A 15522-nucleotide genomic window follows, 5' to 3' on the forward strand; every position below is an offset into this window, starting at 1 on the left:
TCCTTGTCTTCAATATGCACAAGAATGAAGACAAGTGCCAGCCGCGCTGTCTCGCGCCCTACAGAATGAACCGGCTCAGATCGGCATTCTTGGCGAGGTCGCCGATGCGGGCTTCGACATAAGCCGCGTCGATCGTCACGCTCTCGCCGCCGCGATCGGTCGCGGTGAACGAGATCTCGTCGAGGATGCGCTCGATCACGGTCTGGAGCCGGCGCGCGCCGATGTTCTCGACCGTCGAATTGACCTCGACCGCGATGCGCGCGATCGCCGCGACCGCGTCCGGCGTGAAGTCGATCGTCACCTGCTCGGTCGCCAACATCGCCACCGACTGCTTGATCAGGCTGGCTTCGGTGTCGGTCAGGATGCGCTTGAAGTCCTCGACGTCGAGCGACGAGAGCTCGACCCGGATCGGCAGGCGGCCCTGCAGCTCCGGCAACAGGTCCGATGGCTTCGAGACGTGGAAGGCACCCGACGCGATGAACAGGATGTGGTCGCTCTTCACCGGCCCGTGCTTGGTCGCGACCGTGGTGCCCTCGATCAGCGGCAGCAGGTCGCGCTGCACGCCTTCGCGCGAGACATCGGCGCCGCCGCGGCCCTCGCGGGCGCAGATCTTGTCGATCTCGTCGAGGAAGACGATGCCGTTGTTCTCGACCTCGCGGATCGCCGCCTGGACGATCGCGTCCTGATCGATCAGCTTGTCGCTCTCCTCGGCGAGCAGCGGTGCGTAGGCCTCCTTGACCAGCACGCGCTTGGGCTTGCCGCGCTGCCCGAAGGCCTTGCCGAGCATGTCGGAGAGGTTGATCGCGCCGATCGAGGCGCCGGGCATGCCGGGCACCTCGAACATCGGCGCGCCAGAGGCGGCCGAGGCGATCTCGACCTCGATCTCCTTGTCGTCGAGCTCGTTGTTGCGCAGCTTGCGCCGGAAGGAATCGCGCGTGGTCGCGCTCGCGGTCGGGCCGACCAGGGCGTCGAGCACGCGCTCCTCGGCGGCGACATGCGCCTTGGCTTCGACATCCTTGCGCCGGCTCTCGCGGACGAGGCCGATTGCGACCTCGACCAGGTCGCGCACGATCGATTCGACGTCGCGGCCGACATAGCCGACCTCGGTGAACTTGGTTGCCTCGACCTTGAGGAAAGGGGCGTTCGCCAGCTTGGCGAGGCGGCGCGCGATCTCGGTCTTGCCGCAGCCGGTCGGCCCGATCATCAGGATGTTCTTGGGCGCGACCTCCTCGCGCAGCGGCCCTTCCAGCTGCTGCCGGCGCCAGCGGTTGCGCAAGGCGATCGCGACGGCGCGCTTGGCGTCCTTCTGGCCGACGATGAAGCGGTCGAGCTCGGAGACGATCTCGCGGGGGGAAAACGACGTCATCAAACAGGTTCCTGGATCATGATCAGCGCGGGACCGTCGCCGGTCTCGCGAACATCTAGGGCGGTGAAGCCCGCTTTTTCATAGGCGCGGATCGCGGCGAGATTCTCCGGATCGGGATCGATCACCACCCGCGGCGCGCCCTGCGCCAGAAGGTGCCGAGTGAAGGCGCCGATGAAGCGGGCGCCATGGCCCTGGCCGAGCATGTCGGCCTCGCCGATGAACTGGTCGATGCCGCGCGTGCCGGCGGGCTGGTCCTGCAGCGGGTAATCCGGCCAGAAGGAGGGATCCCAGCTCTGCTGGTGGGCGAAGGGCCGCCCGTCATGGCTGACGATCAGCGCCTCCATGCTGGGATCGCCGAAGATGCGCGCGATCTCGGCGAGCTCCTCGTCGGGATCGCCCCACCAGCGCCGGACATGGTCCTGTTCGAGCCAGCGCGCCAGCATCGGGAAATCATCGGGCGTCGCGGGGGCGAAGGCGTAGCCGTCGGCGACGAAATTCATGCGGTCTCCAGGCTCTCGATGACGAGGCTGTGGTTGGTGTAGACGCAGATGTCGCCGGCGATCTTCATCGCCTTGCGCACGATGACCTCGGCGTCGGCCTCGCCATCGACCAGGGCCCTGGCCGCGGCGAGCGCGTAGTTGCCGCCGGAGCCGATCGCCATCACCGAGCCGTGCTCGGAGGGCTCCGGCTCGAGCACGTCGCCGGTGCCGGAGATCAACAGCGAGACCTCCTTGTCGGCGACGAGCAGCATCGCCTCTAGCCGGCGCAGATAGCGATCGGTGCGCCAGTCCTTGGCGAGTTCGACGCAAGCGCGCAGCAATTGCGTCGGGAACTGCTCCAGCTTGGCTTCGAGCCGCTCGAACAGGGTGAAGGCGTCGGCGGTCGCGCCGGCGAAGCCCGCGATCACAGCGCCCTTGGCGAGGCGGCGGACCTTCTTGGCATTGCCCTTCATGATCGTCGGACCGAGCGAGACCTGGCCGTCGCCGCCGATCACGACCCGGCCGCCCTTGCGCACCATCAGGATGGTGGTCGCGTGCATCACGGGGGCGTTGCTAGTCTCTGACATTGCGATTCGGTCTCGGATAACGGTCAACGGGAACCGCCAAGATGTTCAGGCTGAAGCCCGGTATCAAGAGCGATCCGGTGAAACGCTGGAATCTGTCCGAGCGGGTCTTCTTCGCCTGCGGCGCCTGCCACATCCTCGCCTATGCCTTCCTGGAGGCCTATCCGGAGCATGGTTTTCACGCTGTCTGGATCAGGCCGGCCGAGGGCTTCACCGGCAACCACATTTTCGTCACTAATGGCGAGACGGCCTTCGATTTCCACGGGTATCGCTGCGAGGAGGCCCTGGTCGCGCATCATTGGGCCAAGGGCCGGCTCTGGTGGCCGGGCTGGGACGGGGCGCTGGTGCCCCTGCCGCAGGATGTCCTGGTCAGCGAGGCCAGATCGAAGACCTATGACGGCCTCTGGCTGCGCGAGCCCGGCCAGTTCCTGCACGATGCCTTGCCGCGGGCGCGCGCCTTCCTGCGCCGCTTTGGTCCGCCGCCGGGATAGCGATCCGCTCCGGCGCCTGCTAAAGCGGGCTCGGTTTTCAGGCGTTACAGAGGTCAGCATGCGTTCGGGCGAAGTGAAGCGCCGCACCAACGAGACCGACATCGCGGTCAGGCTCGTGCTCGACGGTACGGGCAAGGCCGAGATTTCGACCGGAGTCGGCTTCTTCGACCATATGCTCGATCTCTTCGCCCGCCATTCGCTGATCGACGTAACGGTCAAGGTGAAGGGCGATACCCATATCGACGACCACCACTCGGTCGAGGATGCCGGCATCGCGCTCGGTGAGGCGCTCAAAGCAGCGCTCGGCGACAAGAAGGGCATCCGCCGCTATGCCGACGTCCACCTGCCGATGGACGAGACGCTGACCCGCGTCGCGGTCGACGTCTCCGGCCGGCCCTTCCTGGTCTTCCGGACTGAATTCAAGACCCAGAAGATCGGCAGCTTCGATACCGAGCTGGTGCGCGAGTTCTTCCAGGCCTTCGCCATCAATGCCGGGCTGACCCTGCATGTCGAGACGCTCTATGGCGACAATGCCCATCATATCGCCGAGAGCTGTTTCAAGGGGCTGGCGCGCGCGCTGCGCGGGGCGATCGAGGTCGATCCGCGCGAGGGCGGCCGCGTGCCCTCGACCAAGGGTGCATTGTAAGGGATCGCTGCCATGGCGTTCTATCAGGCTCTGATCCCGCCGCCGGGCGCCGGCGGCCTGCGCGAGGAGGTCGAGCAGGCTCGGCTCCTGCCCGAGAGCTTCACCTTTTCGGCGCTGGTCTTCGGCGGCGTCTGGCTGCTGTTCAAACGGCTCTGGCTCGCCTTCATCCTCTATGCGCTCGTTTGGGGCGGGCTGGTCTACCTGCAGCGCCAGATTGGCTTCTCCTTTCTCGCGGTGATGCTGTCGCACACCGCCCTTGCGGTCTTCCTCGGCTTCGAGGGCCAGAACCTGATCGCGCGCAAGCTGCAGAGGAAGGGCTGGCGCCTCGTCGACGTGGTCGAGGCGCCGGACCTGTCCAGCGCCGAGCGCCGCTTCTTCGAGCGGGCTTTGCCGGCCGGCGCGCCGCCGCGCGTCGTCGAGACCGCGCCGGCCCCCGCGCGCTTCGCCCCGAGCTCCGCGCCGGTGATCGGCCTCTTCCCGGAAGCGAACGGACGATGAGCCAGACCGTCACCATCGTCGATTACGGCTCGGGCAACCTCCACTCGGCCGCCAAGGCCTTCGAGCGCGCCGCCACCGAGGCCGGCATCGCGGCGACCATCCGCGTCACAAGCGACCCCGCCGAGGTCCGTGCCGCCGATCGCATCGTGCTTCCCGGCGTCGGCGCCTTCGCCGATTGCCGGCGCGGGCTCGATGCCGTCTCCGGCATGGTCGAGGCGCTGGAAGAAACCGTCCGCGGCAAGGGCCGGCCCTTCCTCGGCATCTGCGTCGGCATGCAGCTCATGGCGAGCCGCGGCCTCGAATACGTCACCACCGAGGGTCTCGGCTGGATCGCCGGCGACGTCGCGCTGATCCGCCCGCAGGACGATGCCCTGAAGATTCCGCATATGGGCTGGAACACGCTGCACCCTCAGGACGAGCATCCGCTCCTCGCCGGCATCGAGACCGGGCCCTCCGGCTGGCACGCTTATTTCGTCCACTCCTATGCGCTCACGGCGGCAAAGCCGCAGGAGGTGCTGGCGCTGACCGATTATGGCGGCCCGGTCACCGCGATTGTCGCGCGCGACAACATCGCCGGCACGCAGTTCCATCCCGAGAAGAGCCAGAAGCTCGGCCTCAAGCTGATCGGCAATTTCTTGAGGTGGACGCCGTGATCCTCTTTCCCGCCATCGACCTGAAGGAAGGCCGCTGCGTGCGCCTGAAGCAGGGCGATATGGACCAGGCGACGATCTTCAACGACGATCCCGCCGCCCAGGCCGCGACCTTCGAGGCGCAGGGCTTTGAGTGGCTGCACGTCGTCGATCTCGACGGCGCCTTTGCCGGCAAGCCGATGAACGCGGCCGCCGTCGAGGCGATCCTGCAGCGCGTGCGCTTCCCCGTGCAGCTTGGCGGCGGCATCCGCGACATCGGGACGGTCGAGGGCTGGCTCGCCAAGGGCATCGCCCGCGTCATCATCGGCACGGCGGCGGTCCGCGATCCCGGCTTCGTCCGCGAGGCGGCCAAGGCGTTCCCGGGCAAGGTCGCTGTGGGCATCGATGCACGAGACGGCTTCGTCGCCGTCGAAGGCTGGGCCGAGACCTCGGCGCTTGCTGCCGACGATCTCGGCCGCCGCTTCGAGGATGCCGGCGTCGCCGCGATCGTCTACACCGACATCGCCCGCGACGGCATGCTCCAGGGCATCAACTGGGACGGCACGATCGCGCTCGCCCATGCGCTGACGATCCCGGTGATCGCCTCCGGCGGGCTTGCCTCCATGACCGATATCGAACGGCTCTGCGCGCCCGATGCCGCGATCCTGGAAGGCGCGATCACGGGTCGGGCCCTTTATGACGGCCGGATCGACCCGGCGGCGGCGCTGGCACGGCTGGCTGCGACCTGAAAAGGCCGCCTACCAGCACGGCTCAAGGCGCCTAGACCAGCTCGACCTTGCCGGTCGCCAGATCGTAGATGCCGCCGACCACCGCGAGCTGCTTCTGGGCGATCCGCTGCGACAGGATCGGCGTCGCCTTCTTCAGCTTGGCGACGTTGAGCCTGACATTGGCGATGGTGGCCGCCTTCAGCAGATCGGCCGCCCCTTCTTTCTGCGCTGCGAGCACGGCCGGCCTGATCGCCCTGATCAGCGAGGGCAGATGCCCTGGCAGTTTGGTCTGCTCCTTGACGACGTTGATCGTAGCCGAGACCGCGCCGCAATTGCTGTGGCCGAGCACCAGGATCAACTGCGAGCCCAGCACCTGAGCGCCATATTCCAGGCTCGCCAGCACGTCCTCGTTGACGAAATTCCCGGCGACGCGGGTGACGAAAAGCTCGCCCGGCCCCCGATCGAAAGCGAGCTCCGGCGCGACGCGCGAATCGGCGCAGCTCAAGATCGAGGCGAAAGGCGCCTGCGAGGCGGCGCGTGCCGCCCGCCCGGCTGAAAAGTCGCGCTCGTTCAGATTGCCCGCGACATAGCGGGCATTGCCGTCGACCAGCCGCTTCAGCGCCTCATCTGGGCCGACAGTGGCCGACTGCGCCAGCAGGGGCGTGGACAGCATTCCGGCCAAGGCGAGGCCGGCGCCGGCTGCGAACAATCCGCGGCGCGAAAGCCCGGTCTTGCCGGCGGCCGAGACACAATGATCACACATCGTCGCAATCCTCGCATGGCAGGACATGCTCCGGCGCAGCCGGGCTCGGCACGGCGCAGGCTTCGTCAGCAGCGTCGATGCTAGGCTTCCCCAACGGCAGGGGACAGTGCAAATCGTGCAATGATCGATCCGGCTGAGACGAGCGTAAACGACGAGTGAACGGGCCGGTTCGCAGTCTTTCGAGAACTCGGCAAAAGTGCCTCCACCTCCCGCGATCCGAGCTTCAGCGGAGATACTGCTCGTAATAGCGCTGGTACTCGCCGGTGGCCTTGGCGATGTGCAGCCATTGGTCGACGAAGGCCTTGAAGATCACGTCGCCGCGCGGCAGCAGATAGCCGATCTCGATGAAGGTCAGCGGCTTGTCGGGATTGATCGCGCACAGGCCCGGCTTGAGCTTCTGCTGCACGGTCGCCTCGATCGCCTCGGTGACGAACACGTCGGCCCGTCCGGCCAGGATCTCGTCGAAGATGCCGACATTGTCCGGATGCAGCGTGATCTTGGCCTGCTTGAAGTTGCTCTTGGCGAAGCGCTCATTGGTGCCACCGGGATTGGCGATTGCGGTGACGCCGGGCTTGTCGATGTCGGCGACGCTCTGGAACTTGTCCTTGTCGGCGCAGCGCGCCAGCGGGATCTTGCCGGTCCGCAGTGCCGGAGCCGAATAGAAGACGCGCTTCTGCCGCTCCAGCGTCACGCCGATGCCGCCCATGGCGACGTCGCATTTGCCGCCGGTGAAATCGGCCATCAGCTCGGCCCATTTCGTCCGCACGAACTTGGGCTCGACGCCGATCGCCTTGGCGAGCGACTTCGCCATTTCGATGTCGATCCCCTCATAGCCGTCGCCGACGGCGTTGGTGAACGGTTTGTAGTCGCCGGTGGTGCAGATCCGCAGCGTACCGGCGCTCTGGATCGCATCGAGCGCACTTGCGGGGGCCTGCGCCTGGACGGCATCGATCGAGATGAAGCTTGCACAGGCGGCGAATACGCAGCGCATGGTCGTCGACAGCATGGAAGCCCTCGTCCCCTCTCTCGTCCTTGCCGAAAGGAGAGCAGCCCGCAGGGGCAGGTTCAACCGCCATGTGGGCGAGGGCGCCCGTGCCTGGCGCGCATTGCTTGCCTACCGCGCGCTGCATTTCCACTTTGTGGGAACATGCTCTAGGTTGCGCCGCCTTGCGGCCCGGGCCGCTCTCAAGACTTGCGCCGATGACCCTGAAGACCCGCATCATCCCCTGCCTCGACGTCAAGGACGGCCGTGTCGTCAAGGGCGTGAAATTCGTCGATCTCGTCGATGCCGGCGATCCCGTCGAGGCGGCCAAGGCTTATGACGCGGCCGGGGCCGACGAGCTCTGCTTCCTCGACATCACCGCGAGCCACGAGGCGCGCGGCACCTTGCTCGACGTCGTCACCCGCACGGCCGAGGCCTGCTTCATGCCGCTGACCGTCGGCGGCGGCGTGCGCAAGGTCGAGGACATCCGCGCTTTGCTGCTGGCCGGCGCCGACAAGGTCGCGATCAACACCGCGGCCGTGACCAATCGCCCCTTCGTCAGGGAAGCGGCGGAAAAATTCGGCGACCAGTGCATCGTCGTCGCCATCGATGCCAAGCAGGTCACGCCCGGCCGCTGGGAGATCTTCACCCATGGCGGGCGCAACGCCACCGGGCTCGACGCGATCGATTTCGCCCGCGAGGTCGTCTCGCTCGGCGCCGGCGAATTGCTGGTGACCTCGATGGACCGTGACGGCACCAAGTCGGGCTACGATATCGGCCTGACCCGGCGCATCGCCGACGCGGTTTCGGTGCCGGTGATCGCCTCGGGCGGCGTCGGCGACCTCGATGACCTCGTTGCCGGCGTGCGCGACGGCCATGCCTCGGCCGTGCTCGCCGCCTCGATCTTCCATTTCGGCACCTACAGCATCCCGCAGGCCAAGGCGCACATGGCCGCCGCCGGCCTGGCGATGCGGCTGGATTGACTGAGATGACTGCCTTCACCCTCGCCGATCTCGAACGCATCGTCGCCGAGCGCGCCAGCGCCTCGCCGGATGAATCCTGGACGGCGAAGCTCCTCGCGGCTGGTCCCGAGCGCGCCGCCAAGAAATTCGGCGAAGAGGCTGTCGAGGCCGTGATCGCCGCCGTGAAGGGCGATCGCGACGAGCTGATCGCCGAGAGCGCCGATCTGCTCTATCATCTTTTGGTCGTGCTCAAGGCCCGCGATGTTGCATTGCGGGACGTCTTGAGCCAGCTTGAGGCCCGTACCGCGCGCTCCGGCCTGGCCGAAAAGGCGGCGCGGCCCCGTTAGGGCATGGTCGTGCCCAAGGTGTGAAAGTCGAGGCAGTCGCGTTGAACCTCGAAGCGTGGAATACGGGGGGCATCATGGACCAGCGTCCGCTCGCGGCGCCATCCGCCCCCGATCTGGTCTCGCCCTATCGTAGCTTCACGCGTGACGAGTGGGCGCATCTGCGCGCCGATGCGCCGCTGACGCTTTCGGTCGACGACCTCACCAAGCTGCAATCGATCAACGACCCGATCTCTCTCGACGAGATCGTCGCGATCTATCTGCCGCTCTCGCGCCTGCTCTCGCTCTATGTCGCCGCAACGCAGGGGCTGTTCAAGGCGACGCAGCGCTTCCTGATGGCCGAGGCCGAGGTCAAGGTCCCCTATGTCATCGGCGTCGCCGGCTCGGTCGCTGTCGGCAAGTCGACCACGGCGCGCGTGCTGAAGGCGCTGCTCTCGCGCTGGCCGAACACGCCCAAGGTCGAGCTCGTCACCACTGACGGCTTCCTCCTGCCCAATGCCGAGCTCGAGCGCCGCGGCCTGATGCAGCGCAAGGGTTTTCCGGAAAGCTACGACAGCGCCGCGATCTTGCGCTTCCTCTCGGATGTGAAGGCCGGCAAGCGCGCCGTCAGTGCTCCCGTCTATTCGCACCTGGTCTACGACGTCGTTCCCGGTGAGCAGGTCACGGTCGAGCGGCCGGACATCCTGATCCTTGAAGGGCTTAACGTGCTGCAGGCGAGCCGCCTGCCCAGGGACGGCACGATCATTCCCTTCGTCTCGGATTTCTTCGACTTCTCGGTCTATCTCGACGCCGACGAGAACGACCTGCACCGCTGGTACGTCAATCGCTTCATGACGCTGCGCCAGACCGCCTTCCGCGATCCGCGCTCCTTCTTCCGCAAATACGCCGAGATCGGCGAGGAGGAGGCGCTCTCGATCGCCGAGAAGCTCTGGACCGGCATCAACCTGCCGAACCTGCGCGAGAACATCGTGCCGACCCGCCAGCGCGCCAGCCTGATCCTGACCAAGGGCGCCAGCCACCGCATCCAGCAGGTCTCGCTGCGGCGGTTGTAGAGTGTTGGGTTCCCACCGAACCACCACCGTCATCCTGGGCGAGCGAAGCTCGGCCCGGGATCCATCGTAGCGTTCCGGAGCCTTACGATGGATCCCGGAGCTGCGCGGCTACGCCGCTTGTCCAGGATGAAGGCGCGGGTCCGAGTAAAATCCGGATGCGCTAGCGCGGACCCGGGACCTTAATGACGATCTATGTCGCCCTCCTGCACTCGATCGTGCTGGGCCCCGGCAAGCGCGTGGTGATGGCGGACCTGAAGGCCATGGCGACGGAGCTAGGCTTTCGCGATTCCCGCACCTGGGTCGCCACCGGCAACCTGATCTTCGATGCCGATGACGCGCCCCTCGCCGTGGTCGAGAGCCGGTTGGAAGCGGCTTTCAGCTCTCGTTTCGGCAAGCATGTCGACATCATCCTGCGCACCGCCGAGGGCTGGCGGCGGCTCGCCGCCCAAAATCCCTTCCCTGAAGGGAACGGCGCCGATATCGGCATCCGCGTCATGAGAAAGCCGTTGGAGCCCGGCGCCCTGTCCATGCTGCGCGGGATCGCCGCGCCCGGCACTGCGCTTGCGCTCGCTGACGGCGACCTCTGGATCGACTTCGGCGGCAAGCCGAGCGAGGCGAAGCTGCTCTCGCATCTGACGACGAAGAAACTCGGCATCGGCACATTGCGCAACGCCAACACCGTCAAGGCGCTCGCCGCGATGCTGGACTGATGCCGCCCGATCTTGCCTCCCTCGGACTGATGGCCGGCGCGGCCTTCGTCGCCGCGACGCTGTTGCCGGCGCAGTCGGAGGCCGTCTTCGTCGGCCTGCTGGCGGCAAAATCGGTCGATCCGACCGTGCTCTTCATCGTCGCCTCGCTCGCCAATACGGCGGGTTCGGTCGTCAACTGGTGGCTCGGCCGCCTGATCGCGAAAGGCGGCATCGAGCGGCTGCCGGCGCGGCTGCGGCCCGATCCCGCCCGTTTCGCCAGGGCGCAGGGCTGGTTCGCCCGTTTCGGCTGGCCTTCGCTGCTCTTCGCCTGGCTGCCGATCGGCGGCGACCCGCTGACCTTCGTGGCGGGATCCCTGAACTATCCGCTCGCACGCTTCATTCTGCTGGTGTTCATCGGCAAGGCGGCACGCTATGCCCTGCTCTGGGCGGGCTGGGCCGCTGCTGCATAAGCATTTGCGCGGATTCCGGTCTCGGGCTACCAGCGAGGCCCCTTCTGATGGAGACCAGATCATGAGCATCAAGCGCATCGCCCCCGGCCCGCGCATGTCGAAGGCCGTCGTGCATGGCAACACGGTCTATCTCGCCGGTCAGGTCGCCGACAAGGCGGCCGGCAAGAGCGTCGGCGAGCAGACCAAGGACATCCTCTCGATCATCGACGGCCTCCTCGCCGAGGCCGGCACCGACAAGTCGAAGCTGCTGATGGTCAATATCTGGCTCTCGGACATGTCGACCTTCGCCGAGATGAACGCCGTCTGGGACGGCTGGGTCTCGGCCGGCAACACGCCGGGCCGTGCCACCGTCGAGGCCAAGCTCGCCGGTCCGCAATACACCGTCGAGATCGCGGTCATCGCCGCGATCTGATCGCGCTCGCACGAGAACAGGATGCGAAAAGTGGGAACCGGTTTTTCGCTGGAATCCTGCTCTAAATTCTTAGAATCGATCACGTTTTATGATCTTGGATTTATTCGGTCCAAGATCGTCGTGATCTAGGGCGGCGGGAAACGTGAATCCGGAACTCGCCACCATCCTGGCTCGAGTCTCGCAGCGCGAGGGCGTCCCCCCCGCGCTGCTGCTCGGCGTGCTCGCCTCGATGGGCGAAGCCTCCGGCAAGCCTGATTTCACCCGCATCGAGAGCAACCTGGCGCGCCGCGCCGGGGATTTCCGCAGTCTGCAGACCCGGCTCGCCAGGCCGTCCGGGAGCGATCCCGAGCGCGACCGCCTGCAAGGGCAGGCGGTGCAGGCGCTGGCCGAGGGCCGGCTCGCCGAGGCGGACCGCCTGCTCGCCCAGGCCGAGCAACGTAACCTCGATGGCGTGGCCGCGCCCGATGCGCTCTCGCGCGACCGTTTGCTCGCCGCCGCCGCCGGCCGCGCCGATCGCGGCGCGGTGGCGATGCTGCACCTCAATCCGCAAGCCTATCGTGACGCCGCCGAGCGCTATGCCGAGGCGGCGCTGATCGCCGATTCGGCTGAAGCTGGCAGCGGGCTCACCTATGCCTGGATGCAGGCCGATGCGCTGGCCCGGCGCGGCGCCGACTTCGCCGACAAGGCGGCTTTCGTCGCGTCGATCGGCCAGTTGCGGGCCATGCTCGGCAAGCTCGACAATTTCGATCAGACCGTGCCCTGGGCCGAGACCCAGCTCCGGCTGGCGCGCTCGCTCACCGGCCTGTCGCATTTCGACGGCGGCGGTGGCCTCCTCCGTGAGGCCGTCGATATCTACCGCACCACCCTGGAGGATCTGACCCGAGCCAAGGCGCCGCGTCTGTGGACGACGGTGCAGACCCGTCTTGGCGAGGCGCTGGCCCGTCTTGGCGAGGTCGAGGACGATGCCGGCCTGCTCGAGGAGGGCGTCGCTGCCTTCCGCGCCGGATTGTCTGGGATGACGCGAGCCGACATGCCGCGCGAATGGGGCCGGCTGCAATGGGAGCTCGGCAAGGCGCATGTCGCGCTCGGCCAGCGCGCCAGCGGCGTCTCCGCCTTCGAAGCCGCGGTGAACTGCTTCAAGCTGGTGCTCGACGACCGGCCGCGCGCGAGCGTTCCGCTCGAATGGGCCGAGGTGCATGACCGGATCGGGGCCGCGCTCGTCGGGCTCGCCAGCTATTACAGCGAGCCCGTCGTGCTGGAGGAGGCGATCGCCGCTTTCGATGCGGCGCTGGAGGTCCGGCGCCGCGAGATCGTGCCCTCGCTCTGGGCCGAGAGCGCGGCGAACCGTGCCGAGGCACGGCTGGAACTGGCCGAACGTATCCGCGAGCGTACCGAGGCCGAGAAGGCGACCACAGAGCTCGTCATGGCGATCGAGACCTTGCGCGGCCTCGGTCTCGCGGCCGCGGCCAAGCGGCGCGAGCCGAAGCTGCGGCGCGCCGCGGTCCTGGTCGAGGCCCTCCGGAAGGGCTGATCAGGCCCGGATGCGCAGCGCGGCGAGCCTTTCCAGAGCCTTGTCCAGCGTCGCATCGTGCTTGGCGAAGCAGAAGCGCACGACATTGCGCACCGCGCCTTCCGCATAGAAGGCGCTGACCGGGATCGCGGCGACGCCGTGCTCGGCGACCAGCCTTTGGCAGAAGGCGACGTCGTCGCCCTGGCCGAGTGGGCCGATGTCGACATTGAGGAAATAGGTGCCGGCGCTCGGCAGCACATTGAAGCCGAGATCGCTGAGGCCGCCGGCGAAGCGGTCGCGCGAGCGCTGGAAATCGGTCCGCATCCCCTCGAAATAGGCGTCGTCCTTGCCGAGGCCGTAGGCAACGGCCGCCTGCAGGTTCGGCGGCGTGGTGAAGGTGATGTACTGATGCGCCTTGGCCAGCACGCGCATCAGTTCCGGCGCGGCCATTACCATTCCGACCTTCCAGCCGGTCAGCGAGAAGATCTTGCCCGCCGAGGAGATCTTGACGGTGCGCTCGCGCATGCCGGGCCGGCTCATCAGCGGCTTGTGGCGGTGCCCGTCGAAGACGACATGCTCCCAGACGTCGTCACAGATCGCGACAGCATCGTGCCGGACGCAGAACGAGGCCAGGAGATCGAGATCGGCCTCGCTGAAATTGGTCGCGGTCGGGTTGAGCGGATTGTTGAACAGCACCGCCCTGGTCTTCGGAGAGAAGGCCTTCGCCAACGCGTCTTCGCTGAGCCCGAAATGCGGCGGGGTCAGCGTCACGAATTTGGGAATGCCACCGGCGCGCCGTACCAGCGGCAGATAGGCGTCGTACATCGGCTCGAACAGCACGACCTCGTCGCCGGGCGAGACGATCGCCATCAGCGCGCCGGCGATCGCCTCGGTCGCGCCGGAGGTGATCATCACCTCGGACTCCGGGTCGAGTTTGAGCCCCTGCCAATGCCGGAAATGCGTCGCTGTCGCCTGGCGCAGTTCCGGCAGCCCCATCATCGGCGGATACTGGTTCCAGCCGTTGATCACCGCCTCCGCTGCCTTGCGCCGGACGTCCTCCGGGCCGGGATCGTCGGGAAAGCCTTGGCCGAGATTGATGGCCTGGTGCTCGCGCGCGAGCCGCGACATGGTCTCGAAGATCGTCGTTGGAAGAGCGGAGAAGATCGGATTCATCGCGGCTGGCTTGCATCGGTAAGATCGGGAAGCCGCCCATAGCATGCGCAACGCTTGCGCGCATCGTCTCCCAAAAGCGGCAGATTATGCGGAGTGATGAATATTGACATTCGTCAGAAGTCAGTATTCTCTAGTGATCAGCCGGTTCACGCCAGCACTTCCACGGTTTCTTCGCCCCTTTGGAACCGTGGGACGCTGACGTGGATCGGTGAGCTTTTTCTGGGGCCGGAAGCGAGTTAGGCAGGGCCATGCGCTCCTCCCGCCAAGCCCCCGCGCTGATGCTGCTCGGCACCGGCTCCAATGTCGGCAAGTCCCTGCTCGTCGCCGGCCTCTGTCGCCTCTTCGCCGACCGCGGGCTGAAGGTTCGCCCGTTCAAGCCCCAGAACATGTCGAACAACGCCGCTGCCACGGCGCAAGGCGAGATCGGCCGGGCGCAGGCGCTGCAGGCGCGCGCCGCCCGGATCGCGCCTGACGTCGACATGAACCCGGTGCTGCTCAAGCCCGAGAGCGAGCGTGGCAGCCAGATCATCCTGCAGGGCCGCGTCGCCGGCCATCTGTCTTCCGGCGATTTCAGTCGCCGCGGCGATTTCCTGCCCAAGGTGCTGGAGAGCTTCGAGCGCCTGAGCGAGGGGGCCGACCTCATCCTGATCGAGGGGGCGGGCTCGCCGGCCGAGACCAATCTGCGCGCCCGCGACATAGCCAATCTCGGCTTCGCCCGGGCGGCCGGCGTTCCGGCTGTGCTGATCGGCGATATCGACCGTGGCGGCGTCATCGCCAGCCTGGTCGGCAGCCATGCCGTGCTCGACGCCGAGGATCGCGCGATGATCCGCGGCTTCGCCATCAATCGCTTCCGCGGCGATGTCGGCCTGTTCACGCCGGCGCTCGATACGATCGCACGGGCGACGGGCTGGCCGAGTCTGGGGGTCGTGCCCTGGTTCGCCGACGCCGCGCGCCTGCCGGCCGAGGACGCACTCGATCTGGCGCGCGACATGCCTGCCCGCCCCGGTGCGCTCAAGGTTGCCGTCCCGGTCCTGCCCGGCATCGCCAATTTCGACGATCTCGACCCGCTGAAGCTCGAGCCCGGAATCGAGCTCGTCTTCGTCGGCCCAGGCACGCCGCTGCCGGGCGATGCCGCCCTGGTGATCCTGCCGGGCTCGAAGACGACGCTGCGCGATCTCGCCAAGCTGCGGGAGGAGGGCTGGGACATCGACATCCTCGCCCATCGCCGCCGCGGCGGCCATGTGCTCGGCCTTTGCGGCGGCTACCAGATCCTCGGCAAGAGCGTGCGCGATCCGCTCGGCCTGGAAGGCCCGGCGGGTTCTGCGCCCGGCCTCGGCCTGCTCGACATCGAGACCGAGCTCACGCCGGACAAGACCGTCAGGGAGGTCGCGGTCGAGCATCCTGAAAGCGGAATGGCCGGCCATGCCTATGAGATCCATCTCGGCGTCAGCGCCGGGCGGGACAGGGCGCGCGCGCCCTTCCGTGTCGATGGCCAGCCCGAAGGGGCCCGCAGCGCCGATGGAAGGGTCGTCGGAACCTATCTCCATGGCGTCCTGACCTCGGACCCGCTGCGCCGCGCCATTCTCACCAATCTCGTCGAGGGACCGCTCGCGATCGGGGAGGCTTACGAACCCGCGGTCGAGGCGACGCTCGACCGGCTGGCCGGGCATCTGGAGCGTCATCTCGACATCGCACGGCTCCTGGAGCTGGCGCGGTCGCGTTGCTGACATCGGCCGGTCGCTTG

Annotated in this window: 19 protein-coding genes; 13 read left to right on the forward strand and 6 right to left on the reverse strand. The window is 67.2% G+C overall.

Features of this window, described 5'->3' with window-relative positions; genetic code table 11:
- Positions 1-58: 58 nt before the first annotated feature.
- Genes hslU through hslV form a run of 3 tightly spaced genes read right to left on the reverse strand, consistent with a single transcriptional unit; the run spans position 59 to position 2432 of the window.
- Complete coding sequence (gene hslU / locus ACQKLX_RS19540) at positions 59-1366, reverse strand: ATP-dependent protease ATPase subunit HslU (protein WP_427363227.1); 1308 nt, start codon at positions 1364-1366, stop codon at positions 59-61.
- Entirely contained in the window at positions 1366-1866 is a 501-nt protein-coding gene (locus ACQKLX_RS19545; RefSeq protein WP_427363228.1) for a GNAT family N-acetyltransferase, read from the reverse strand. The genes hslU and ACQKLX_RS19545 overlap by 1 nt, the downstream gene beginning before the upstream one ends.
- Entirely contained in the window at positions 1863-2432 is a 570-nt protein-coding gene (gene hslV / locus ACQKLX_RS19550; RefSeq protein WP_175506889.1) for an ATP-dependent protease subunit HslV, read from the reverse strand. Before hslV ends, ACQKLX_RS19545 begins: the two co-directional genes overlap by 4 nt.
- A gap of 41 nt (positions 2433-2473) precedes the next feature.
- Here hslV and ACQKLX_RS19555 point away from each other — a divergent pair, with 41 nt between their 5' ends.
- The 5 genes from ACQKLX_RS19555 to hisA are packed head-to-tail and all read left to right on the forward strand — an operon-like array spanning position 2474 to position 5442.
- The gene (locus ACQKLX_RS19555; protein WP_427363229.1) at positions 2474-2920 is read left to right on the forward strand and encodes a hypothetical protein; all 447 of its coding nucleotides are present in this window, start codon (positions 2474-2476) and stop codon (positions 2918-2920) included.
- 58 nt (positions 2921-2978) lie between these two features.
- Complete coding sequence (hisB, locus tag ACQKLX_RS19560) at positions 2979-3566, forward strand: imidazoleglycerol-phosphate dehydratase HisB (RefSeq protein WP_427363230.1); 588 nt, start codon at positions 2979-2981, stop codon at positions 3564-3566.
- Between the two features lie 12 nt (positions 3567-3578).
- Entirely contained in the window at positions 3579-4064 is a 486-nt protein-coding gene (locus ACQKLX_RS19565; protein WP_427363231.1) for a DUF2628 domain-containing protein, read from the forward strand.
- Complete coding sequence (hisH, locus tag ACQKLX_RS19570; RefSeq protein ID WP_427363232.1) at positions 4061-4717, forward strand: imidazole glycerol phosphate synthase subunit HisH; 657 nt, start codon at positions 4061-4063, stop codon at positions 4715-4717. Before ACQKLX_RS19565 ends, hisH begins: the two co-directional genes overlap by 4 nt.
- The gene (hisA, locus tag ACQKLX_RS19575) at positions 4705-5442 is read left to right on the forward strand and encodes a 1-(5-phosphoribosyl)-5-[(5-phosphoribosylamino)methylideneamino]imidazole-4-carboxamide isomerase (protein WP_427363233.1); all 738 of its coding nucleotides are present in this window, start codon (positions 4705-4707) and stop codon (positions 5440-5442) included. The genes hisH and hisA overlap by 13 nt, the downstream gene beginning before the upstream one ends.
- A 31-nt stretch (positions 5443-5473) precedes the next feature.
- Here the strand turns inward: hisA and ACQKLX_RS19580 are convergent, their stop codons facing one another.
- On the reverse strand, positions 5474-6184 hold the full coding sequence (locus ACQKLX_RS19580) for a carbonic anhydrase (protein WP_427363234.1): 711 nt from the start codon (positions 6182-6184) through the stop codon (positions 5474-5476).
- Positions 6185-6407: 223 nt separating this feature from the next.
- On the reverse strand, positions 6408-7190 hold the full coding sequence (locus ACQKLX_RS19585; protein ID WP_427363235.1) for a transporter substrate-binding domain-containing protein: 783 nt from the start codon (positions 7188-7190) through the stop codon (positions 6408-6410).
- Positions 7191-7384: 194 nt separating this feature from the next.
- Between ACQKLX_RS19585 and hisF the strand changes: the two genes are divergently transcribed.
- The 7 genes from hisF to ACQKLX_RS19620 all read left to right on the forward strand — a co-directional run bounded on the left by hisF (position 7385) and on the right by ACQKLX_RS19620 (position 12626).
- Entirely contained in the window at positions 7385-8149 is a 765-nt protein-coding gene (gene hisF / locus ACQKLX_RS19590; protein ID WP_427363236.1) for an imidazole glycerol phosphate synthase subunit HisF, read from the forward strand.
- A gap of 5 nt (positions 8150-8154) precedes the next feature.
- Positions 8155-8475, forward strand: a complete 321-nt coding sequence (locus ACQKLX_RS19595; protein ID WP_427363237.1) for a phosphoribosyl-ATP diphosphatase — start codon at positions 8155-8157, stop codon at positions 8473-8475.
- A 74-nt stretch (positions 8476-8549) separates the two neighbouring features.
- Positions 8550-9524 (forward strand): type I pantothenate kinase, encoded by a 975-nt coding sequence (coaA, locus tag ACQKLX_RS19600; protein ID WP_427363238.1) that lies wholly within the window; start codon positions 8550-8552, stop codon positions 9522-9524.
- 182 nt (positions 9525-9706) lie between these two features.
- A complete protein-coding gene (locus ACQKLX_RS19605; RefSeq protein WP_427363239.1) occupies positions 9707-10234 on the forward strand; it encodes a DUF1697 domain-containing protein in 528 nt (175 codons plus the stop codon).
- A complete protein-coding gene (locus ACQKLX_RS19610; RefSeq protein ID WP_427363240.1) occupies positions 10234-10683 on the forward strand; it encodes a YqaA family protein in 450 nt (149 codons plus the stop codon). Before ACQKLX_RS19605 ends, ACQKLX_RS19610 begins: the two co-directional genes overlap by 1 nt.
- Positions 10684-10744: 61 nt before the next feature.
- On the forward strand, positions 10745-11095 hold the full coding sequence (locus ACQKLX_RS19615) for a RidA family protein (protein WP_092159827.1): 351 nt from the start codon (positions 10745-10747) through the stop codon (positions 11093-11095).
- A gap of 142 nt (positions 11096-11237) precedes the next feature.
- Entirely contained in the window at positions 11238-12626 is a 1389-nt protein-coding gene (locus tag ACQKLX_RS19620) for a tetratricopeptide repeat protein (RefSeq protein WP_427363241.1), read from the forward strand.
- Here the strand turns inward: ACQKLX_RS19620 and ACQKLX_RS19625 are convergent, their stop codons facing one another.
- Positions 12627-13778: an aminotransferase gene (locus tag ACQKLX_RS19625; protein ID WP_427363242.1), complete on the reverse strand. Its 1152-nt coding sequence runs from the start codon at positions 13776-13778 to the stop codon at positions 12627-12629.
- A gap of 248 nt (positions 13779-14026) precedes the next feature.
- Here ACQKLX_RS19625 and ACQKLX_RS19630 point away from each other — a divergent pair, with 248 nt between their 5' ends.
- Positions 14027-15505 (forward strand): cobyric acid synthase, encoded by a 1479-nt coding sequence (locus ACQKLX_RS19630; protein WP_427363243.1) that lies wholly within the window; start codon positions 14027-14029, stop codon positions 15503-15505.
- Positions 15506-15522: the final 17 nt, after the last annotated feature.

Origin of the sequence: Allobosea sp. NPDC003192, assembly GCF_050275675.1 — a bacterium.
GTDB lineage: Bacteria > Pseudomonadota > Alphaproteobacteria > Rhizobiales > Beijerinckiaceae > Allobosea.